The 22087-nt window shown below is 64.3% G+C and carries 19 protein-coding genes and 1 pseudogene; 15 read left to right on the top strand and 5 right to left on the bottom strand.

The genetic code is table 11. The features are described from left to right. The first annotated feature begins 49 nt into the window (after window positions 1–49). The 3 genes from purH (at window position 50) to LUB09_RS09410 (ending at window position 5988) form a co-directional block, all read left to right on the top strand. Window positions 50–1657, top strand: a complete 1608-nt coding sequence (purH, locus tag LUB09_RS09420) for a bifunctional phosphoribosylaminoimidazolecarboxamide formyltransferase/IMP cyclohydrolase (RefSeq protein WP_231422430.1) — start codon at window positions 50–52, stop codon at window positions 1655–1657. A gap of 166 nt (window positions 1658–1823) precedes the next feature. Continuing rightward, a complete protein-coding gene (purD, locus tag LUB09_RS09415; protein WP_209988085.1) occupies window positions 1824–3116 on the top strand; it encodes a phosphoribosylamine--glycine ligase in 1293 nt (430 codons plus the stop codon). Between the two features lie 100 nt (window positions 3117–3216). Next, a complete protein-coding gene (locus tag LUB09_RS09410; protein WP_209988082.1) occupies window positions 3217–5988 on the top strand; it encodes a hybrid sensor histidine kinase/response regulator in 2772 nt (923 codons plus the stop codon). Between the two features lie 378 nt (window positions 5989–6366). On the opposite strand, the gene LUB09_RS09405 is transcribed toward LUB09_RS09410, so the two are convergent. From LUB09_RS09405 to cobG, 5 genes are all read right to left on the bottom strand, one after another. Then, complete coding sequence (locus tag LUB09_RS09405) at window positions 6367–7146, bottom strand: hypothetical protein (protein WP_209988080.1); 780 nt, start codon at window positions 7144–7146, stop codon at window positions 6367–6369. A 225-nt stretch (window positions 7147–7371) separates the two neighbouring features. Beyond that, on the bottom strand, window positions 7372–9009 hold the full coding sequence (gene cobJ / locus LUB09_RS09400) for a precorrin-3B C(17)-methyltransferase (RefSeq protein ID WP_231422454.1): 1638 nt from the start codon (window positions 9007–9009) through the stop codon (window positions 7372–7374). Continuing rightward, entirely contained in the window at window positions 9009–9740 is a 732-nt protein-coding gene (locus LUB09_RS09395; RefSeq protein ID WP_231422429.1) for a precorrin-2 C(20)-methyltransferase, read from the bottom strand. Before LUB09_RS09395 ends, cobJ begins: the two co-directional genes overlap by 1 nt. Further along, window positions 9740–10366 carry a precorrin-8X methylmutase gene (locus LUB09_RS09390; RefSeq protein ID WP_231422428.1) on the bottom strand — a complete coding sequence of 209 codons (627 nt, stop codon included), beginning with the start codon at window positions 10364–10366 and terminating at the stop codon, window positions 9740–9742. Before LUB09_RS09390 ends, LUB09_RS09395 begins: the two co-directional genes overlap by 1 nt. Further along, window positions 10359–11696, bottom strand: a complete 1338-nt coding sequence (gene cobG / locus LUB09_RS09385; protein WP_231422427.1) for a precorrin-3B synthase — start codon at window positions 11694–11696, stop codon at window positions 10359–10361. Before cobG ends, LUB09_RS09390 begins: the two co-directional genes overlap by 8 nt. Before the next feature lie 38 nt (window positions 11697–11734). Here cobG and cbiE point away from each other — a divergent pair, with 38 nt between their 5' ends. From cbiE to LUB09_RS09325, 12 genes and pseudogenes are all read left to right on the top strand, one after another. Then, complete coding sequence (gene cbiE / locus LUB09_RS09380; protein ID WP_231422426.1) at window positions 11735–12940, top strand: precorrin-6y C5,15-methyltransferase (decarboxylating) subunit CbiE; 1206 nt, start codon at window positions 11735–11737, stop codon at window positions 12938–12940. Beyond that, the gene (locus LUB09_RS09375) at window positions 12937–13656 is read left to right on the top strand and encodes a cobalt-precorrin-6A reductase (RefSeq protein WP_231422425.1); all 720 of its coding nucleotides are present in this window, start codon (window positions 12937–12939) and stop codon (window positions 13654–13656) included. Before cbiE ends, LUB09_RS09375 begins: the two co-directional genes overlap by 4 nt. After that, window positions 13657–13812: pseudogene (locus LUB09_RS09370) on the top strand (type II toxin-antitoxin system RelE/ParE family toxin); the annotation flags it as partial. It abuts the gene before it with no gap. Window positions 13813–13815: 3 nt separating this feature from the next. Further along, entirely contained in the window at window positions 13816–14103 is a 288-nt protein-coding gene (locus LUB09_RS09365) for an addiction module antidote protein (RefSeq protein WP_231422424.1), read from the top strand. Window positions 14104–14200: 97 nt separating this feature from the next. Next, window positions 14201–14596, top strand: coding sequence for a DUF2946 domain-containing protein (locus tag LUB09_RS09360; protein WP_209988065.1), 396 nt, complete (start codon window positions 14201–14203; stop codon window positions 14594–14596). A 47-nt stretch (window positions 14597–14643) separates the two neighbouring features. Then, window positions 14644–15117, top strand: coding sequence for a copper chaperone PCu(A)C (locus tag LUB09_RS09355; protein ID WP_231422423.1), 474 nt, complete (start codon window positions 14644–14646; stop codon window positions 15115–15117). Window positions 15118–15128: 11 nt separating this feature from the next. Further along, a complete protein-coding gene (locus tag LUB09_RS09350) occupies window positions 15129–15518 on the top strand; it encodes a DUF2946 domain-containing protein (protein WP_209988060.1) in 390 nt (129 codons plus the stop codon). A 130-nt stretch (window positions 15519–15648) separates the two neighbouring features. Continuing rightward, window positions 15649–17031 carry a PepSY-associated TM helix domain-containing protein gene (locus tag LUB09_RS09345; RefSeq protein WP_231422422.1) on the top strand — a complete coding sequence of 461 codons (1383 nt, stop codon included), beginning with the start codon at window positions 15649–15651 and terminating at the stop codon, window positions 17029–17031. Window positions 17032–17179: 148 nt separating this feature from the next. Continuing rightward, the gene (locus tag LUB09_RS09340; RefSeq protein ID WP_231422421.1) at window positions 17180–19288 is read left to right on the top strand and encodes a TonB-dependent receptor; all 2109 of its coding nucleotides are present in this window, start codon (window positions 17180–17182) and stop codon (window positions 19286–19288) included. A 59-nt stretch (window positions 19289–19347) separates the two neighbouring features. After that, complete coding sequence (locus LUB09_RS09335) at window positions 19348–20136, top strand: ABC transporter ATP-binding protein (RefSeq protein WP_231422420.1); 789 nt, start codon at window positions 19348–19350, stop codon at window positions 20134–20136. Then, on the top strand, window positions 20133–21080 hold the full coding sequence (locus LUB09_RS09330) for an ABC transporter substrate-binding protein (RefSeq protein ID WP_231422419.1): 948 nt from the start codon (window positions 20133–20135) through the stop codon (window positions 21078–21080). The genes LUB09_RS09335 and LUB09_RS09330 overlap by 4 nt, the downstream gene beginning before the upstream one ends. Continuing rightward, window positions 21077–22087 (top strand): FecCD family ABC transporter permease, encoded by a 1011-nt coding sequence (locus LUB09_RS09325; RefSeq protein ID WP_231422418.1) that lies wholly within the window; start codon window positions 21077–21079, stop codon window positions 22085–22087. The genes LUB09_RS09330 and LUB09_RS09325 overlap by 4 nt, the downstream gene beginning before the upstream one ends.

Here is a 22087-nt window from a genome sequence, read left to right as displayed (position 1 = left end):
GAACCGGTCGCCTTTTTTGCTGACTCCTTTGCTTTTGATGGAAATTGAAATGACCGACCAGACTACCCGCCTGCCGATCCGCCGCGCCTTGATCAGTGTTTCCGACAAGACCGGGATCCTCGAATTTGCCCGGGAGCTGGAAGCCCTGGGCGTGGAAATCCTCTCCACGGGCGGGACCTTCAAACTGCTGCAGGACAACGGCGTGGCCGCAGTGGAAGTGGCGGAATACACCGGTTTCGCAGAAATGATGGACGGTCGGGTCAAGACCCTGCACCCGAAAATCCACGGCGGCATCCTCGGCCGTCGCGGTATCGACGACGCCATCATGAGCGAGCACGGCATCAAGCCGATCGACCTGGTGGCCGTCAACCTCTACCCGTTCGAAGCCACCATCAACAAGCCCGGCTGCGACCTGCCGACCGCCATCGAAAACATCGACATCGGCGGCCCGACCATGGTCCGCTCGGCGGCCAAGAACCACAAAGACGTGGCCATCGTGGTCAACGCCGGCGACTACGCCCAGGTGCTCGAAGGCCTCAAGGCCGGTGGCCTGACTTACGCCCAGCGCTTCGACCTGATGCTCAAGGCCTTCGAACACACTGCGGCCTACGACGGCATGATCGCCAACTACATGGGCACTGTGAATCAGGCCGCCGACACCCTGAGCACCGAAGACCGCAGTCAATTCCCGCGCACCTTCAACAGCCAGTTCATCAAGGCTCAGGAAATGCGCTACGGCGAGAACCCGCACCAGAGCGCGGCGTTCTACGTGGAAGCCAAGCCTGCCGAAGTCGGCATCGCCACCGCGACCCAACTGCAAGGTAAAGAGCTGTCCTACAACAACGTGGCCGACACCGACGCCGCGCTGGAATGCGTGAAGAGCTTCGTCAAGCCAGCCTGCGTGATCGTCAAGCACGCCAACCCGTGCGGCGTGGCGGTAAGCCCCGACGCGGAAGGCGGGATTCGCCAGGCCTACGAACTGGCCTACGCCACCGACACCGAGTCGGCCTTCGGCGGCATCATTGCCTTCAACCGTGAGCTGGACGCCGAAACCGCCAGGGCCATTGTCGAGCGTCAGTTCGTCGAAGTGATCATCGCCCCAAGCGTCAGCGCAGAAGCCCGCGCCATCGTGGCAGGCAAAGCCAACGTGCGCCTGCTGGCCTGCGGCGAATGGTCGGCCGAGCGTGCCGCTGCCTGGGACTACAAGCGCGTCAATGGCGGCCTGCTGGTACAGAGCCGCGACATCGGCATGATCGGCAGTGACGACCTGAAAGTCGTGACCCAACGCGCGCCGACCGAGCAGGAAATCAACGACCTGATCTTCGCCTGGAAAGTGGCCAAGTACGTTAAATCGAATGCCATCGTCTACGCGAAGAACCGCCAGACCATCGGTGTCGGTGCCGGCCAGATGAGCCGCGTGAACTCGGCGCGCATTGCTGCGATCAAGGCTGAGCACGCCGGTCTGCAGGTGGCGGGTTCGGTGATGGCCTCCGACGCGTTCTTCCCGTTCCGTGATGGCCTGGATAACGCCGCCAAGGCAGGCGTGACCGCCGTGATCCAGCCGGGCGGCTCGATGCGTGATGCTGAAGTGATCGCCGCTGCGGATGAGGCCGGCATTGCCATGGTCTTCACCGGCATGCGCCACTTCCGTCACTGATCCAACTTGATCGAAATGTGGGAGCGGGCTTGTGTGGGAGGGGGCTTGCTCCCGATGGCGGTGCATCAGTCAACTAATGTGCTACTGAACCACCGCTATCGGGGGCAAGCCCCCTCCCACATTTAAAAGCGCTCCTGCAGCGCCTACAGAATTTGAGGTTTTTGAAATGAATGTTTTGATCATTGGCAGCGGTGGCCGTGAACACGCCCTGGCCTGGAAAGTTGCCCAGGACCCACGCGTCCAGAAAGTCTTCGTGGCACCCGGCAACGCCGGTACCGCCATTGAAGCCAAGTGCGAGAACGTCGCCATCGACGTACTGGCCCTTGAGCAGTTGGCCGACTTTGCCGAAAAGAACGTTTCGCTGACCATCGTCGGCCCGGAAGTACCGCTGGTGGCGGGCGTGGTGGATCTGTTCCGCAGCCGTGGCCTGGATTGTTTCGGCCCCACCGCTGGCGCCGCGCAGTTGGAAGGCTCGAAAGCCTTCACCAAGGATTTCCTGGCGCGTCACAAGATCCCCACCGCCGACTACCAGAACTTCACCGAAATCGAGCCGGCCCTGGCTTACCTGCGGGAAAAAGGCGCGCCCATCGTGATCAAGGCCGATGGTCTGGCCGCCGGTAAAGGCGTGATCGTCGCCATGACCCTGCAGGAAGCCGAAGACGCGGTACGCGACATGCTCGCCGGCAATGCCTTTGGTGACGCAGGTTCCAGGGTAGTGATCGAAGAGTTCCTCGACGGCGAAGAAGCCAGCTTTATCGTGATGGTCGACGGCAAGAACGTGCTGCCAATGGCCACCAGCCAGGACCACAAACGCGTCGGCAACGGCGACAGCGGTCCGAATACCGGCGGCATGGGCGCCTACTCCCCTGCCCCCGTGGTCACCAGCGAAGTGCATCAGCGCGTCATGGACCTGGTGATCTGGCCGACCGTGCGCGGCATGGCCGACGAAGGCAACGTCTATACCGGTTTCCTGTACGCGGGCCTGATGATCGACAAGGCCGGCAACCCGAAAGTCATCGAGTTCAACTGCCGCTTCGGCGACCCGGAAACCCAGCCGGTGATGCTGCGCCTGCAGTCCAGCCTGGTGCTGCTGGTGGAAGCCGCCCTGGCCCAGGCGCTGGACAAGGTTGAAGCGCAGTGGGACCCGCGCCCGAGCGTCGGGATTGTGCTGGCCGCCGGGGGTTATCCCGCCGACTATGCCAAGGGCGACGTGATTGGAGGTCTCGAAGACGCTGCTACGCTGGAAGGCAAGGTGTTCCATGCGGGCACCGCGCTCAAGGACGGCAAGGTCGTGACCGCCGGTGGCCGCGTATTGTGCGCCACCGCGATGGGTGCCAGTGTCGACGCCGCGCAGCAACAGGCGTACAAGCTGGCGGCGAAGATCGACTGGAAAGGCTGTTTTTACCGTACGGACATCGGCTACCGCGCCATTGCCCGTGAACGTGGCGAGAACGCGTAACCGCTATCCGTTCGGTTAGGTGAGGGCCTGCGGCCCTTGCCGTACTCATGCCTCCCCGCGCATAGTTCACCCGTGCACCAACCTACGAAGGGATTTCGCCTTGCGCTGGCTCAGGATCGCCATAGGTTTCACTGTCAGCCTGCTGACATTGCTCTGCTTGTTCCCGGCCCAGGCGGCCGCACAAGGCAGTGGTTGGGCGATATTGCTCGACGAACAGGCCGACCTGCAACTGAGCGACATACGGTCCCCGCGCTACACCAATCAATTCAGCCCCACCGAACTGGACCGGATCACCGCTGCTCCGCCGGACGGTGCACTGTGGGTACGCTTCAAGCTGCAACCCGGCAAGCACGAGCAACTGCTGCGGGTGTTCGCCCCTGACCTGTCGCACCTGAGCCTGTACGTGCTGGACGGCGACGCCCTGGTCGAACAGCAGAACACCGGCACCCGCCAGCCGCAATCGGAGCGCCCGCTGCCCAGCAGTGACTTCATGCTGCCGATGCCCCAGAGCCAGAAGCCTCTGGAGGTGTACCTGCGCATGGTGTCGGAACACGAACTGCGCCCCTATATCACCCTGGAGCCGGCGGTACTGGCCGCCGCCAACCAGAACCAGACGCTGATCTACGGCCTGCTGTTCGGCGTACTGGCGATGTTGATCCTGCATAACCTCACGCGTTTCGCCTATCACCGCTCGCGCAGCAGCCTGTGGCTGGCGGCCTGCGAAGTGCTGTTGATGCTCAGCCTGGCGCTGCTGCTCAACCTGGTGGGACCGTGGCTGCCCAACTGGCACGCGATCCAGACCCCCGGCGCCTACCTCGCCCTGCTGCTCACCGCCCCTTGCGGGCTGATGTATGCCTACCGTTTCTTCATGCCGCTGGGCCCGCACCCGCTGAACAAGCTGTTGATGGCCGATATCCTGGTGATCGTGCTCTGCGGTCTGTTGCTGCTGTTCGTCAACACCCTGCCGCTGAACATCATCACCTACGCCCTGGTGGCCCTGGCCGGCCTGAGCATGCTGTTCGTCTCGGCCTATCACTGGCAAAAAGGCTACCGCCCGGCGCGCCTGTTCGTGGCGGCGATGGTGGTGTTCAACATCGGCACACTGATCATCCTGCCCGCCCTGCTCGGCCTGACGCTGGTGGCGCCGCAGGGGCTGATCGTGACATTGCTCGGCTTTATCTGCCTAAGCGGTCTGCTGATGAGCCTGGCGCTGGGCGAACGCCAGCGCGCCATTGTCGAAACCCGTTTCAGTCTCAGCCGCGACCTGGCCGCGAGCAACGCCGAAATCGCCGCCAAGGCCGAGTTCCTAGCAAAGATCAGCCATGAAATCCGTACCCCCATGAACGGCGTGCTGGGCATGACCGAGTTGCTGCTGGGCACGCCGCTGTCGGTCAAGCAGCGCGACTATGTGCAGACCATCCACAGCGCCGGCAACGAACTGCTCACGCTGATCAACGAGATTCTTGACATCTCCAAGCTCGAATCCGGGCAGATCGAGCTCGATGACGTGCAGTTCGACCTCAACGCACTGATCGACGACTGCCTGAGCATCTTCCGCGCCAAGGCCGAACAGCAGAACGTCGAGCTGATCAGCTTTATCCAGCCTCAGGTCCCCCGCGTCATCAGCGGCGACCCCACGCGCCTGCGCCAGGCGATGCTGAGTCTGTTGGAAAACGCCCTGCAGAAAACCGACGAAGGTGAAGTGCTGATCGTGATCGCACTGGAAGACCGCAACACCCAGCCACGCCTGCGCATTGCCGTGCAGGACAGCGGCCTGCCGATGGACGCCGCCGAACGTGACGCCTTGCTGCACAGCGAACTGCACAGCAAGAACTTCGTGTCGGCCACGCGCCTGAGCGGCCACCTGGGCCTGGTGATTGCCCGCCAGTTGATCCTGTTGATGAACGGCGAGTTCGGCATCAAGAGTGGCACGCACCAGGGCAGCACCCTGTGGCTGACCCTGCCGCTGGACCCGCAGCGCCTGCAACACCCGACCTGCGACCTCGACGGCCCGCTGCAGGATGCGCGCGTGCTGGTGGTGGACGACAACGACACCTGCCGCAAAGTGCTGGTGCAGCAATGCAGCGCCTGGGGGCTGAACGTGAGCGCCGTGTCGTCCGGCAAGGAGGCCCTGGCGCTGCTGCGCACCAAGGCGCACCTGCGCGATTACTTCGACGTGGTGCTGCTGGACCAGAACATGCCCGGCATGACCGGCATGCAGCTCGCGGCGAAGATCAAGGAAGACCCGAGCTTGAACCACGACATCCTGCTGATCATGCTCACCGGCATCAGCAACGCGCCGAGCAAGATCATCGCGCGCAACAGCGGGATCAAGCGCATCCTCGCCAAGCCGGTGGCCGGTTATACACTCAAGACCACCCTGGCCGACGAACTGACCCAGCGCAACAAAGGCAACACTCAGCCACGCGCGCAACTCAGCGCACCGGCCGCGATTACCGTGCCAGCCGACTTCCGCATCCTCGTGGCCGAGGACAACAGCATCTCCACCAAAGTGATTCGCGGCATGCTTGGCAAGCTCAACCTCAACCCGGACACCGCCAGCAACGGCGAAGAAGCCCTGCAAGCGATGAAGGCCCAGCGCTACGATCTGGTGTTGATGGACTGCGAAATGCCGATCCTCGATGGCTTCTCCGCCACCCAGCAACTGCGCGCGTGGGAAGTCAGCCACCAGCGCATCCGCACGCCGGTGGTGGCGCTGACTGCGCATATCCTCTCGGAACACAAGGAACGCGCACGCCAGGCCGGAATGGACGGGCACATGGCCAAGCCGGTGGAGTTGTCGCAGTTGCGTGAGCTGGTGGAGTTCTGGGTGGCGCAGCGCCAACAGCGCCCGGAACACACGCCTTCCTGACTTCAACGGGGTTGTCTTGCAGCAAACTCTAGCCGCTGTGGCGAGCGGGCTTGCCCTGATGCCGTTCAGTTAAGCGCAGATTGGGAGCGGCGGTACGACTTGCCAGCGCTTATCAAACACAAAATAGCTTATTGATTTTAAAACCTGAAGTTTCAGACAGCCTCATTCCTGTGGCGAGCGGGCTTGCCCCGCGTTGGGGTGCGAAGCGCCCCCAATCAAGCAAAACGCGGTGTACCTGATACGGCTCAGCGTCTGGTTTTGGGGCTGCTGCGCAGCCCAACGCAGGACAAGCCTGCTCGCCACAGGGAATCTGCGCTTAACTGAACGGCATTAGGGCAAGCCCCTCCCACCGTTGGTCCCACAGGCCTGATAAATGCCTCAGATGCGGTATCTGGCGATAGCCGACTGCACCTTGTCTCCCGCGCTCTCGCGCATCAGCTGGATGGTCTTTTCGTTGACCAGCGAGGTATTGAGCACCAGGCAGGTCTGCCCGCTGAAGGCCTCGAACGAGGAACTGTCCCATTCCAGAAACGGCAGCCCTACCTGTTTGCTCACGCCCTGGCTGCTGTAGGTCACCAGCACCATCATCACTTCGCCGTTGGCTTCGGTGCACGACGCCACGCCAAAGTCTCCGCCCTGACGCAGCGTACTGTTGCGTTTGAACAACTCGAACGAGGCGGGTTGCTGCTTCATGGCCTCCAGCGCATCCGCCGCCAGCTTGGGCAAGGCCGCCAGCACCGGCCCGGCCAGTGCGGTCGAGGCGAGCATCGCGGCAATCATGTTCAGCACCGCCAGTTGCACCGTCAGGCCCTTGCCGCTGCTGGAGACCCGCTCGAAGCTGCTGCGCATCGGCAGCCAGCCCAGGCTGATCATCACCTTGATGAACTCGTCATACCACGCCTCGGTGCCGCGATGAATCTTCAACACATCGCTGACATAACTGCTGGCCAGCAAGTAACTTTTGCGAATGTATTCGCGGCTCAGGCCGGACAGGCCCTCGGCAAACGAGATCACGCTGTTATTGACCACCGCCGCGTTCGAATCGTCGTCGGGGTCGGGCGCCGACAAAGCCTGCGCACCGAACGCCGCCGGAAGCTTGTAGGCCGCAATCAACTTGCGCCTTTTTGTACTGTTGATCCTTCTATGATGTCGCTCCATGTTCAGCTCTCCACAAGTGCCCCACATTGGGGCTGCCTCCACCCTAGTCCAGTGACGGGCGCGCTTGCCAGACGACACTTATCCCTTGCCTGCGCGCACCGCAACACGCCGCCCAGCAATTGCCGGGCGCAGCGTCAGGTCGCGCCTGTTTCATCGATGAAAAAAGAAAAAGCCCCGACCACCCACCGGTATAACCCGAGAATCAATCGGAGCTTTCCCACGGTATCAGGCGTTGGGTTTGTCGCCGTACCAGCGCGGCGTGTACACCCACTCACCGCCACCGGCACGCGGGAATGTGCAGGTGGTGGACGAGCCGATCAGCACCATCGTGCGCATGTCCACCTGCTCGGGCGTGAGTTGCCCCAGGGTGGTGACGCGCAGGGTCTGGCCCGGTCGCCCGATATCGCGGCCGAGCACCACCGGCGTTTCGGGCGTGCGGTGCTGTGCGACGATGTCCAGCGCTCGCCCCAGTTGCCACGGCCGTGCGCGGGAGATCGGGTTGTAGAACGCCAGCGCCAGGTCGGCCTGGGACGCGAGGTCCAGGCGTTTTTCGATGATCGACCAGGGCTTGAGGTTGTCCGACAGCGACATCACGCAGAAGTCATGACCCAGCGGCGCTCCGGCCTGGGCGGCGGTCGCCAGCGAGGCGGACACCCCCGGCAAAATCTGCAGGTCGACCTGATGCCACGCCGGGTCACTGGATTCGTGCAGCGCCTCGAGTACGGCCGCGGCCATGGCAAATACGCCCGGGTCGCCGGACGACACCACCACCACCGAACGGCCTTGCACGGCCAGTTCGAAGGCGTGCCGTGCGCGCTGCATTTCTTCGCGGTTGTCGGTGCAGTGCTGCACCTGATCGTCGCGGAACGGCCCGGCCATGCGCACATAGGTTTCATAGCCCAGCACATCGGTGCAGCGCGCCAGCTCGGCCTTCACCGCCGGCACCATCAACTCGGCGGCGCCGGGGCCAAGGCCGATCACTGCGAGACGACCACGCGCGCGACCGACCAGGGACAGCTCCAGCGGCTGCTCGGCAACATCGATCACGATATCGGCGTCCTCGCTGACGCTGGCGAACCGCAGCGGCACCGCCAACTGCGTTGCGGCTTCGTGCAACGACGCGTCCGCCATCTGCGTGTCACTGGCCAACAGACAGGCCAGCGATTGCAGCGCGATGCCGGCCTGTTGCAGCGCGGTGCGCACCCGCTCGGCCAACTGCGCGCCCGGTTTGCAGGTGACGCTCACATTTTTCGGGTAGATCAGCAGTTCATTGGCCGCAGGCGCGCGCGCGGCGCTGCCCACGTGAATCGCCAGATGAGCCTGCTGATCCTGGGGCAGATTCGCCTCGTTCAACCATGGCGCCGCCCCTTCGATGCGCACACGTTCACCGGCCAGCAGATCGCTGACAAAGCGCTTGCCCAGCGCCAGGTCTCCCAGTTCATAACCCTGGGGCGGGTTGAGCAGGCAGGTGCCGAAACGCAGCTCGCCACTGGTGGTGATCGCCGCCGCCACGTTCAACGCCGCCGCGATCTCGCGCGCCATGACATTCACACCGCCCAGGCCACCGAGCAGCGGCACCACCGCACTGCCGTCCTCGGCCACCGCCAGCACGGCGGGCTCTTCGCCCTTTTCCAACAACAGCGGCGCCAGGGTGCGAATCACAATGCCGGCAGCGCACAGCGCAATCAGCGGCGTGCCCTGCTGGTAGAGCTGGCGCAACGTGGCGCCGAATTCGCTGTAATTTACGTCCGCGCCGTCGACGCGTCCGGCCAGGCCGTGGATCAATGCAGCGGGGTACACCTGCTGGATAGCGCGCGCGGTGGCGAGGCTGCCCTGGCCAAGGATGACAATCGCGGGATCGATCACCCTTGCCACCGTTCACCGGGCACGATGATCAGCGAGAAATACGGCGACGACATCGGCACCACCTGGTCCAGCGGCACGATTTTCTGATTGGCCATGGTTGCGCGCTCCACGTACAGCGCACGCTCAGCGAGCCCGAGCTCTTCCAGCACCTGGCGCACCTTGGGGAAATTGCGGCCCAGCTTCATGATCACCGCCGCGTCGGCATCGGCCAGCCGGCGCTTGAGGTCTTCATGGGGCAATACGCCCGACAGCACCGACAGACTCTGGTTGCGGTACACCAACGGCGCACCGAGCACCGAAGCGCCACCGAGCATCGAGCACACGCCGGGGATGACCTGTGCTTCGTAGCGCTCGGCAAGGCGGTCGTGCAGGTACATGTAGGAGCCGTAGAAGAACGGATCACCCTCGCAGATCACCGCCACATCGCGGCCGGCGTCCAGATGCGCCGCCACGTGCAGGCTGGCGGTGTCATAGAAGTCGCTGATCACCTGTTCGTAGGACAGCGGCGCCGGCAACGCTTCGGTGGTCACCGGGTACACCAGCGGCATCAGGGTCTGCTGGGGCACCAGGTGGTCCTCGATGATGCTGAACGCGTTGCCTTTCTTGCCCTTGGCCACGAAGTACGCCACCACCGGGGATTCGCGCAGCAGGCGCAGGGCCTTCACGGTGATCAGCTCCGGGTCGCCGGGGCCAACGCCCAGTCCGATCAAGCGTCCGCGTGCCGGCATCACTCCACCTCCGTGGCAAGCGCATTGACGGCGGCGGCAGCCATGGCGCTGCCACCGAGGCGACCCTGCATGATCACGAAGGGCACGCCACGGCTGTCGGCGGCAAGCATCGCCTTGGATTCGGCGGCGCCGACGAAGCCGACAGGGAAGCCGAGGATCAGCGCCGGTTTCGGCGCGCCGGCATCGAGCATCTCCAGCAGGTAAAACAGCGCGGTCGGTGCGTTGCCGATCACCACCACACTGCCTTCCAGGTGCGGGCGCCACAGCTCCAGCGCGGCGGCAGAGCGGGTGTTGCCCAAGTCACGCGCCAACTGCGGCACGCTGTCGTCACGCAGGGTGCAGATCACCTGATTGTTGGCCGGCAGGCGCGTGCGGGTCACGCCTTCGGAGACCATCCGCGAGTCACACAGGATCGGCGCGCCGGCCGCCAGCGCATCGCGCCCGGCCTTGCCCGCACCTTCGGAGAACTGCAGGCCGTCGATGGCGCCGACCATGCCGCACGCATGAATCACCCGCACCGCGAGTTTTTCCAGATCGGCCGGGATGCGCTCCAGGTTGGCTTCCGCGCGAATGATGGCGAAGGAGTTGCGATAGATCTCCTGACCGTCGCGGATGTAATCAATCATCGGTGTTGCTCCGTGGACGAGCGCGCAGCACGGCGCCCGCCGCTTCAATGGAAAGGTTGCGCGCGTGCAGCCGGCCGAAACCCGGCTGGGCTGCATCGCGAAAATAGAGGTCGTAGTGGCCGCGGCTCACCGCCAGCAAGGTGACTGGCGCGGTGTGCGCAGCGGCGCAGGAGCGCGAGCAGCCGGACAGGTGCACGTCATGGCCGGGCGGCAGGCCGAGGGCGTCGGCCTTGGTGTCGGCCAGGCCCTTGGCGCAGCCGCTGGAACCGGTGCAGGCGATCACGCGGGCGAGGGGGGCGTCGGCCGAGCAGAGAAAGCCCAGTTGCGTCAAACCTGCAGTCACCGCTTGAGGTTGTGTGAGGTTGGGCAGCAGCACGCCTTGCCAGGGAGTGAAGCGCAAGGTGCCGTCGCCGTGCTCGCTGGCCAGTTGTGCGGCGCCGTTGAGCATCGTCGAATCCAGACGACCCAACGGCGCCACGGCGGCGACATAGCACCGGTTTTTCTGCCGTTGTGGATAACTGCCCAGGTGCAGCAAGGCGCTACTGGCCGCGCGTTTGAAGCCATCTGCCGGCAACAGCGGCAGGCTCAGACGGCTCACAAGGTTATCCACAGCCAGATGACGCATGCGTGTTTGCTGCGGCGTCGCCAGCGCCAGAAACGCTTCCAGCACGGCGACCACCAGGGCATGCCCCTGCTCAAGACGCACGGCCGCCAGTGGCGCATCCAGCCCCGGGCACCCGGCCAGGCCGAACGCCAGCAAGGTATCGCCGCCGCGTTCAAACGCCGACAACCACACGTCGTGCGGGTGCTCGAGCATCGCCAGGGCCTCGCCGCCGTCCAGTTGCACGGCGAATTTGGCCGACAGCTCATGAAAGCGCGGATGGTTTTCCAGCGTGGCGAGGATCTGCGCGGCCAGCGGGCGGGTGTCGAACAGCATCTGCGGGTCGATGCCGGCACTGGGGCTGAGCATCAGGTTACGCACGTCGTCACCCGCCGCATTATTCGGCCCAAGGCCTGCAGCCAGCAGGGCCGCGATCAAGGCGTCCTGCTCGGCGCCGATCCCGCGAATCTGCAGGTTGGCGCGGTTGGTCGCCTCGATCACGCCGCCCGCGTAGGCCCGGGCCGCGTCCGCCACCGCGTGGGCCTGGGTGGCGGTGATCGAACCGCCGGGCAGTTTGATCCGGCAGATGCCGCCATCCAGCGCCTGGACGATACGCAGCAACCCCGGACAAGCCGAGGGGCGCAAGGTGTTCAGGGCGGGCGATGGGTTCACGGGGCTACCGGTTGACGGGTAAAGGCGCGGTATTATGCCTGCTTTGTCCGGCGGCATGAAAAGCCTGCCCGTCGGATGTCGCTCAAGGAATGGATATGTCGCCCTGGCTGACGGTTGTAGGCATCGGTGAAGACGGCTTCAAGGGGCTGGGCAAAAACGCCCGGCACGCCCTGTTGCGCGCTACGCGGATTATAGGTGGTCAGCGCCAGTTGGACCTGCTGCCGGTGTGTATTCGCGGCGAGCGGCACGTGTGGCCGAGCCCGTTTTCTTTGGCGCCCGTTCTGGCACGGCGCGGAGAGCCGGTGTGCGTGCTGGCCAGCGGCGATCCGATGTTCTACGGTGTGGGCGCCAGCTTGGCGCGGCAGGTGCCGGCTGACGAACTGCTGGTGTTGCCGGCGCCGTCGTCCGTCTCGCTGGCGGCGGCGCGGCTGGGTTGGCCGTTGCAGGACGTGGTGACGTTATCCGTGGTCGCCCGGCCGCTGGCGGCGCTCAACGCGCATCTGGCCAGCGGCGTGCGTTTGCTGGTGTTAAGCAACGACGGCAGCAGCCCTGGGTTGATCGCCGCGTTGCTGGCACAGGCCGGATTTGGATCAAGCCGACTGAGCGTGTTTGAACACCTGGGCGGCGCGGATGAGCAGCGCATCGATGGGCTCGCGCAGTCGTGGACGCTGGACCGGGTCGCCGATTTGAACCTGGTCGCCATCGACTGCCAGGCCTGCAGCGACACGCCGGGGCTGTCACGCCTTGCCGGCCTGCCGGATTCGGCGTTCCGGCACGACGGTCAACTGACCAAGCGTGACGTGCGCGCCATGACCCTTGCGCGCCTTGCGCCGCTGCCCGGCGAACTGCTGTGGGACGTGGGCGCGGGCAGTGGCTCCATCGGCATCGAATGGATGCGCACGCACCCAAGCTGCCGCGCGTTGGCGATTGAAGCAGATACTGGTCGCCAGGGCCTGATCGAACTCAACCGTGATGCCCTTGGCGTGCCGGGCCTGCAACTGATTCGCGGCAAGGCACCCGAGGTTCTGGCGGGGCTTGCGGCGCCGGACGCGATCTTCATCGGCGGCGGCGTCACCCGCGAGGGCGTGCTGGAAACCTGCTGGCAGCAATTGCGCCCAGGCGGGCGGCTGGTCGCCAACGCAGTAACTCTGCAAAGCGAAATGACCCTGATGAACTGGCGCGCCCGGCATGGCGGCGAACTCACACGCATCCACGTGGCCCAGGCGCAGCCGTTGGGGGAATTCGATACGTGGCGCCAGGCGCTGCCGATCACCCTGCTGGACATGGTCAAGCCGTCATGAACAGGATTTTGCTGCTGGGCGGCGTGACCGAGGCGCTGGCCATCGCGCGGACGCTGGGGCCGCAGCATATCTACAGCCTGGCGGGGGTTGGGCGCGTGCCCACCGACCTGACCTGCCAGGTGCGCGTGGGCGGTTATGGCGGTGCGGACGGCCTGGCGCAGTTTGTGCGCGCCGAAGGCGTCAGCCTGATTCTCGACGCGACCCACCCGTATGCGGCGCAGATCAGCCACAACGCAGCCCAGGCGGCGCGCGCCTGCGGGGTGCCGTGCTGGGCACTGCGGCGTCCGGCCTGGCAGCCGCAGCCCGGGGACGACTGGCGCGAAGTCAGTGACTGGACGCAGTTGGTTGAAGCGTTGAAACCGTTCAAACGACCGTTGTTCACCCTGGGGCGCGAGCCGTTGCAGCACCTCGACGAAATCCCCGACCACCAGTTCTGGACCCTGCGCGCGCTGGAGGTGTACCCGGGCAATGAGCGCTGCGAAGTGATCGGCGCGCGCGGGCCGTTTCTGCTGGAGGATGAGCGTCAGTTGTTTGCGCGCCAGCGAATTGATGTGCTGATCAGCAAAAACAGTGGCAGCACGGCCACCGAGCCGAAGCTGGAAGTGGCACGGGAGTTGGGGGTGCCGGTGCTGGTGTTGAAGCGGCCAGTGTTGGCAGGAGTGGATCGAGAATTCACAGCGGTGGATGCGGTGCTGCAGGCAATCCACTCTCACTGAGAAATGCGCATCCACTACGGTCCTGGATATCGGGTGTACTTCAAGCGCATAGATGAAGTTATTTACCTGCTGTTGATGGGTGGCGATAAATCAACGCAAAAACGCGATATACAACGCGCGAGACACATCGCAGCTGAATTTGAAAAACCGGAGTGACGCATGACCAGGTTCAAAGATTTCGATATAGCCGAGCACCTCAACACCCCCGAGGATATGGCCGAGTACCTTGAAGCCTCTTTCGAAGAGGATTCCGGTGATGGATTGCTTATTCGCTCAGCCCTTAACAACATCGCCCGCGCCCAAGGCATGACCCAGATAGCCCGCGATACAGGCCTGGGCCGCGAAAGTTTATACAAAACCCTCTCCAGCACTGGCAATCCCGAGTTCGCGACTATCATGAAAGTCATGAAGGCGCTGGGACTCAAGCTTCACGCCACTGCCATCTGATTGCACTGCGCCACCCCACCACACCAGCCCTTTTTACTTATCCACCCCGTTCAGGCTAAATACTCGCCTGATCGCTTACCCCCACGGATTGTCCGCCATGGCCCGTCAACGCTTTGCACTTGCCTGGATCGCCTGCCTTGCAGTGCTGTTCAATGCGTTTGCCATGCCGCTAGCCAATGCGATGCAGCCAGCGCACGATCCGGTCAAGCAGCTGTTCTGGGGCGGGTTCTGTTCGTCCACTGGCGCAAGCCTCAAGACCGTCGCCCTGGGCCAGTTGGAGATCCCGGCGCCGCAGCAGGACGATCACTCCACGATGCAGCATTGCTGGTGCTGCTCGGGCTCGACGCCATGGGTGGCGCTGCCGGGGCATGTGCCGCAGTTGTACGTCGCTCGTTTTGAAGCCTCCCAGGGCCTTTCACCGCCGTCGCCACACGCCCCAAACCCGCGCCGTCAATGGCCGAGCCTCAACCCCCGCGCCTCTCCCACGGTCTGATTTGCTTCGCTCGTGAACTGCGTTCAAAACCGTTCTGGAGAACTGTCATGCTCAAATCTTCCCTGCTGCTGGCCGCATTGCTGATGCCCGTGTTCAGCGCCGCCAATGCCGATGACTACAAGGCCGGCGAGCTGCTGGTCAGCGACCCCTGGTCCCAGGAGCTGCCACCGAATGCGCCCACCGTCGCAGCGTATTTCGTGATCCATAACGACGGCAAAACCCCGGACCGCCTGCTCGGTGTCGAAACCCCCGTGGCCGACAAGGCCGAGTTGCATGAGCATGTGATGCAGGGCGACCTGATGAAGATGCAGCAAGTGACCAGCGTCGCGGTGCCGGCCAACGGCGAGCTGACCTTCGCGCCCATGGCATATCACGTGATGCTGCTGGGCCTCAAGGACCGCAGTTTGTTGGCCGATGGCAAGCACTTCCCGCTGACCCTGACCTTCGAAAAGGCCGGCAGGGTCGAGGTCCAGGTGTCGGTACAAAAGGCACCGCCCCACGCGCATAACCACGCCCAATAGGTCGCTGATCGATGGGCGCCTCTCGCGCCGGGTTGTCTGCACGCCACCGCCTGACACGCGGCGGCTGGGTCAGCCTGTTCGCCATGCTGATGATCTTTATCGGTCCGCTGATTTCCCAGGCGATGCCGATGAATCATCACGTCGGCATGTCCATGGACATGCCGGCACACCACGGCAACTCCCATCACCCTCAAGCCCCCGACGATCATCACGCACTCTGGGCAAAATGCGGCTACTGCGACCTGCTGTTCAGTTGCCCTGCCCTGCCCGGCGGCGTGTCCTGGGTCGCCCTCGACATTCCGCCGCCGATAGCCGCCCTTACCCCCGCTCCGCGCCTGGGCCATGCCCGGCAAAGTACCTTCCCCGGCGCCCGTAGCCGCGCTCCGCCCGCTGCCGCGTAGGCCCTTCACACCCTGTGCTTGTAAAAAGCATCGGGAGCTAGCCCCCTTCGCACCTGTAAATGTGTGGGAGGGGCTTGCTCCCGATGACGGCCCAATCGGCATCCAATATTCATGGCTTGCGGAGCCCCTGATGACCCCCCAAAAAGTATCCTTCTACAACCTCGCCTGGCGCTGGCACTTCTACGCCGGCCTCTTCGTGGCCCCGTTCATGGTGCTGCTGGCCCTCACCGGCATCATCTACCTGTTCAAACCCCAGCTCGACCCGCTGATGTACGCCGACCTGCTCAACGTAAAAAGCGCTGAACACGCCCTCAGCGCCGATGAACAGTTGCAACGCGCCAGGGCCGCCTACCCGCAGGCGACGATCAGCAAGTACCTGCCACCGACCGACGCCACCCGCAGCGCGCAATTCGTCATGCACAACAACGGCCGCGAAATAACCGTGTTCGTCGACCCCTATCGCGGCAACGTGCTTGGCGAGCAGGACGCCAAATACAACCTCCAAGCCATCGCCCGCGCACTGCACGGTGAATTGATGATCGGCACCACCGGCGACCGCCTGGTGGAGCTCGCCGCCGGCTGGGGGGTCATGCTGGTGGTGTCCGGTCTGTACCTGTGGTGGCCGCGTGGCAAGTCATCGGCTGGGGTCTTGTGGCCGCGCCTGAACGCCAGGGGCCGCCTGCTGTGGCGCGACCTGCACGCCGTCGCCGGCTTCTGGGGCGCGGCCTTCCTGCTGGTGATGCTGCTCAGCGGCATGACCTGGACCGGCTTCTGGGGCAAGCAATACGCCGCCCTGTGGAACACCTTCCCGGCGGCGATGTGGAACAACGTGCCGCAGTCCGACCAGCAGGCGCGCATCCTCAACAGCGCCAGCCAGCAGACGGTGCCGTGGGCGATGGAAAACACGCCGATGCCGATGTCCGGCGACCATGCCGAACACGTGAACCACGGCGCCATGCATGCAGGCCCCGCCGCGCCCGGCGTGCGCCTGCAACAGGTGGTCGACCTGGCCACTGCGCGCAAGGTCGAACCCGGCTACAGCATCACCTTCCCCACCACTGCCACGGGCGTGTTCACGGTCTCGGTGTTCGCCGACGACCCGCGCAATGACGCCACCCTGCACGTGGACCAGTACACCGGCAAGGTCCTCGCCGACGTGCGCTGGCAGCATTACAACCTGGCGGCGCGCGCCACCGAGACCGGCGTGATGCTGCACGAGGGCAAGATGTTCGGCTGGGTCAACCAGCTGATCGTACTGCTGATCTGCCTGATGATTCTGCTCAGCGCGGTCAGTGGCGTGGTGATCTGGTGGAAGCGCAGGCCCATGGGCGGGCTGGGCGTTCCGCCGCTGCGCCATGACCTGCCGAAATGGAAAACCGCGATGCTGATCATGCTCGGCCTGGCGATCATTTTCCCGTTGGTGGGCGCTTCGTTGATCGCCGTGTGGGCAGTCGATCGCCTGGTGCTGTCGCGTCTTTTTGCTCAAGGTGAATCCGCCTCAGGTTCTGCGTGAAACCGGCGAGATGCCCACGCCGCAAGGCTTGTGTAGGCTGCGCGGACGTTAGTCACGCAGCCGATAAGTGTTAACTTATAACACTTTGTGCGTTATCGTTGCTCGCCGCACCCTGCGGCGAGCACACCCCAGGAAGACTGATCGACCGATGAACAAGTACCTAGCGTCCGGCCTGTGCCTGCTCGCCTTGCACAACAGCGCCCAGGCCCTGACCCTGCCCGCCAGCCCCGTCACCGCGCCCGCCGTGGATGACGAACGGGTCGACCTGAACACCCCGACCACCGCTGGCTCGCGCCTTAACCTCAGCGCCCTGCAAACCCCGGGCAGCGTCGAAAGCCAGACCGGCACGCAGATTCGCCAGCGTGGCGATGCCAGTGTGCAGGACGCCATCTCCCGTGCCACCGGCATCAGCCGCACCGGCTCGCCGGGCGACGGCGGCACCTCGTTGTCGGCGCGCGGTTTTACCGGCCAGGGTTCGGTGATGCAGCTGTACGACGGCAACCGCATGTACATGGGCATGGGCACCTCGACCTTCCCGGTGGACACCTGGTCGGTGGAGCGCGTCGACGTGCTGCGCGGCCCGGCTTCGGTGCTGTACGGCGAAGGCGCCACCGGCGCGGTGATCAACACGGTGCCGAAAAAACCGTTCGAAGGCGAAATCGAAAACCACGTGCGCCTCGGCTACGGCTCCTACGACCGCCAGCAGCAAGCCCTCGACAGCGGCGGCTCGCTGAGCGACACCTTGAGCTACCGCCTGAACCTCAATCGCCTGCGCAGCAACGGTTTCATCGACCGTGGCGATTCGGCCAGCGACTTCGTCAGCGGCGCCCTGCGCTGGCAAGCGGCGGACACCCTGAGCTTCACCCTCGCCAGCGACTACGGCGACCAGCAACCGCAAAACTACTTCGGCACCCCCTTGATCAACGGCCAGTTGCACAAGGGCCTGCGCGACAAGAACTACAACGTCAGCAACGACACCCAACACTACAACGACCAGTGGACGCGCCTGACCAGCGAGTGGCAGATCAACGACAGCGTCAGCGCCACCAACGAGTTGTTCTACCTGAAAAACCAGCGCCGCTGGCAGAACGCCGAGAACTACAACTTCACCAACGGCCAACTCACCCGCAGCGGTAACTTCGGCATCAAGCACAATCAGCAACAGGTGGGTGATCGCCAGACCTTCACTTTCAAGCACACGCTGTTCGGTCTCGACAGCCAGACCGTGACCGGCATTGAGTACAACCGCATCCGCTTTCGCCTGGCCAGCAACTCGCCGTTTGACGACACCTTTGCCAACGGCCAGCCCATCGACGTGAACCACCCGCAACCGGGGCCGTTTGCCAGCGCCGATCCGTTCGAACCGCTGTTCGCCACCACCACCAAAACCGTCGCAGGTTTTGCCGAAAACCGCCTGCAGCTCACCGACCAGCTCGCACTGGTTACCGGCATTCGCCGCGACTACGCCCATGTCGATCGCGATGATTTGCGCGATGGCAGCCAAACAAGCAGAACGCTGACCGGCAACAACTGGAAGGCCGGGCTGGTGTATGCGATCACGCCGGACACCTCGCTCTATGGCCAGTACGCCACCAGCACCGACGGCGTCGGCGGCCTGATCTCGCTGAGCCCGGGCCAGCAGCAGTTCGACCTGTCCACGGCCAGACAAAGCGAAATCGGCATCAAGCAGGCGTTCTGGAGCGGACGCGGCGACTGGACCCTGGCGGCCTACCACATTGTGAAAAAGAAGCTGCTGACCGACGTTCCGGGCAACCCGAACCTCAAGCAGCAAGTCGGCCAGCAATCCTCCAGTGGCCTGGAAGCCAGCCTCGACCTGCAACTGCCCGATGCCTGGCAGCTGCAAGCCAACGCCGCCCTCGTGCGTGCGCAGTACGACGACTTCCAGCAGGACGTCGGCGGCGTGCAGGTATCGCGCGACGGCAACCGCCCGGTGGACGTGCCGCGCCGCACCGCCAACCTGTGGCTGAGCAAGGCCGTGAGCGATAGCATCCGCGCCGGTGCCGGCGTGCGGTATGTCGACGCGCGCTATGCCGACATGGCCAATCAGAACGAGCTGCCGAGCTACACCGTGGTGGACGCCAGCGTGTCATGGAAGGCCCTGCGCAACACCACCCTGGGCCTGCAACTGAACAACCTGTTTGACCGCACCTACGCCGTCAGCCAGTACAACGACGGCCAACAGTGGATCCTAGGCGAGCCGCGCTCGCTGTTCGTCACGGCGGACTACACCTTCTGACCGGCATTACACACAGCCCCCTCCCACCTTTAGACCCTGCACTGCACCTGAGAAAATTGATGACCGCACTGAGCCTCACCCACCTCACCTGGACCCCACGGGACCACGGCAGCTGTCATCACCAGTTCCACCTGTGTGACGCCAGCCTGCACGTCGCCGCCGGTGAATTCGTGGGGCTGATAGGCCCCAATGGCAGCGGCAAGACCAGCCTGCTGCGCTGCGCTTATCGTTTCAGCAAACCGGACCAGGGCGACGTACTGCTGCAACATCAGAACGTGTGGAAGCAAAGCGCCAAATGGTGCGCGCAACGCATCGCCGTGGTGCTGCAGGAGTTCCCCGATGCCTTCGGCCTGCGCGTGGATGAAGTGGTCGCCATGAGCCGTACGCCCCACAAGGGCCTGTTCGATGGCGACACCGTGCACGACCGGCAGTTGGTGTGCAGCATGCTCGAATCAGTTGGCATGCAAGGCTTCGAAGACCACGCTTTCGCCACCCTCTCAGGCGGCGAAAAGCAGCGTGTGATCCTCGCCCGCGCCCTGGCCCAGGAGCCGCACCTGCTGATCCTCGACGAGCCGACCAATCACCTCGACCCGCGTTACCAACTGGAGCTGCTGCGCCTGGTCAAGCGCCTGCACATCGGCACCCTGGCCAGCATCCACGACCTCAACCTGGCCGCCGCGTTCTGTGATCGCCTGTATGTGATCGACCACGGCCGCATCATCGCCAGCGGCACGCCCCATGAAGTCCTCACTGCCGAACTGCTGTACGACGTGTTTGGCGTGCAGGCACTGATCGACACTCACCCCTTGTCCGGCTACCCCCGAATCACCTGGATAACTCAACCATGATGCTGCGCTCACTGCTGTCTCTCGCCCTGCTGTTCGGCACCGCCCAGGCGTTCGCCGAAGCGACCCATTACCCGGTGACCATCAAAAGCTGCAACCGCAACGTGACCTTCCAGGAAGCGCCGCAACACGCGGTCAGCCATGACATCAACATGACCCAGATGATGCTCGCCCTGGGCCTCAAGTCGCGCATGGCCGGCTACAGCGGCGTCACTGGCTGGAAGTCGGTGACGCCCGAGATGGCCGCGATCCTCGACGGCCTGCCGGAACTGGCGAGCAAGTACCCATCGGTGGAAACCCTGCTCAACGCCAACGTGGATTTCTTCTTCGCCGGCTGGGACTACGGCATGCGCGTGGGCGGCGACCTCACGCCCGCCACCCTGCAACCCTTGGGGATCAATGTGTATGAGCTGACCGAGTCCTGCGCGTTCGTGATGAAGCGCAAGGCCGCGAGCCTGGACGACACTTACAACGACCTGCGCAACCTGGGCAGGATCTTCGACGTGCAGGACCGCGCCAATGTGCTGATCGCGCAGATGCAGGCGCAAGTCGCCGAGGTGCAAAAAGACCTGCCGGCCGACAAGCCTCGCGTGTTCCTCTACGACAGTGGCGAAGACCGCGCCATGACCTCCGGGCGCCTGGGTATGCCGCAGGCGCTGATCGCTGCCGCTGGCGGGCGCAATATCCTCGACGACATCGATGCGAGCTGGACCCGGGTTAACTGGGAAACCGTGGTGGAGCGCAACCCGCAGGTGATCGTGATCGTCGACTACAGCGAAATCACTGCCGACCAAAAAGAGCAATTCCTGCTCAACAACCCCGCGCTGCAAGGGGTGGACGCGATCAAAAACCAGCGCTTTATCGTGATCCCTTATGTGCAGGCCACGCCGGGCATCGACAACGTGCAGGCGGTGGAAACCCTGGCCAAGGGGTTCCACGGCGAATGATCAGTCGTCGCTACGCCCTGTTGCTCGCCGCCCTCGGTGCGCTGTTGCTGGTGTCCTGCGTGATCTCCCTGGGTTTTGGCCCGGCGCGGGTGCCGGTGGACGTGGTGTGGCGCATCCTGCTGCACAAGGCCTTTGGATTCGGCGAGGTGAACTGGCCGGCCGGGCAGGCGCATATTGTCTGGCTGATCCGCGTGCCGCGCATGCTGCTGGGGGCGCTGGTGGGTGCCGGCCTGGCGCTGATCGGCGCGGTGTTGCAGGCGGTCACGCGCAACCCGCTGGCCGACCCGCACCTGCTCGGCGTCACGTCCGGCGCCACCCTCGGCGCGGTGATCGTGGTGCTGCATGTGGGTGAAATCATCGGTTTGCTGACCCTGCCCATCGCCGCATTCATCGGCGCGCTGGCGAGCATGCTGGTGGTGCTGGCGGTGGCCAGTCGCAATGGCCGGCTGGAGAGTGATCGCCTGTTGCTGTGCGGCGTGGCGGTATCGTTCGTGATGATGGCCGCCGCCAACCTGCTGCTGTTCATGGGCGACCATCGCGCGGCGTCGGCGGTGATGTTCTGGATGCTCGGCGGCCTCGGTTTGGCGCGCTGGGAATTACTGACGATCCCCGCCGTCACGGTACTGCTGGGCTTGCTGATTCTGCTGGGCATGGCCCGACCGCTCAACGCATTGATGGCCGGCGAACAGACCGCCGTGACCCTGGGCCTCAACGCGCGCACGGTGCGCCTGAAGGTGTTTCTGGTGGCCTCGCTGATGACTGGCGTGCTGGTGGCCATCAGCGGCTCCATCGGCTTCGTCGGGCTGATGGTGCCGCATATCGCGCGGCGCCTGGTCGGCGCCGAGCATCGTCGTCTGCTGCCGGTGTGCGCGCTGCTGGGCAGCTTGTTCCTGGTGTGGGTCGACGTGGCCGCACGCACCCTGATCGCCCCCGAAGACCTGCCTATTGGCGTGGCCACGGCGGCGATTGGCGGGTTGTTTTTCATCGGGTTGATGCGCAAGCGCTAA

This window comes from Pseudomonas sp. Leaf59, from assembly GCF_920984685.1.
GTDB lineage: Bacteria > Pseudomonadota > Gammaproteobacteria > Pseudomonadales > Pseudomonadaceae > Aquipseudomonas.
The sequence above is the reverse complement of the archived record's forward strand: the minus strand, read 5'-3'. Positions and strand labels throughout refer to the sequence as shown.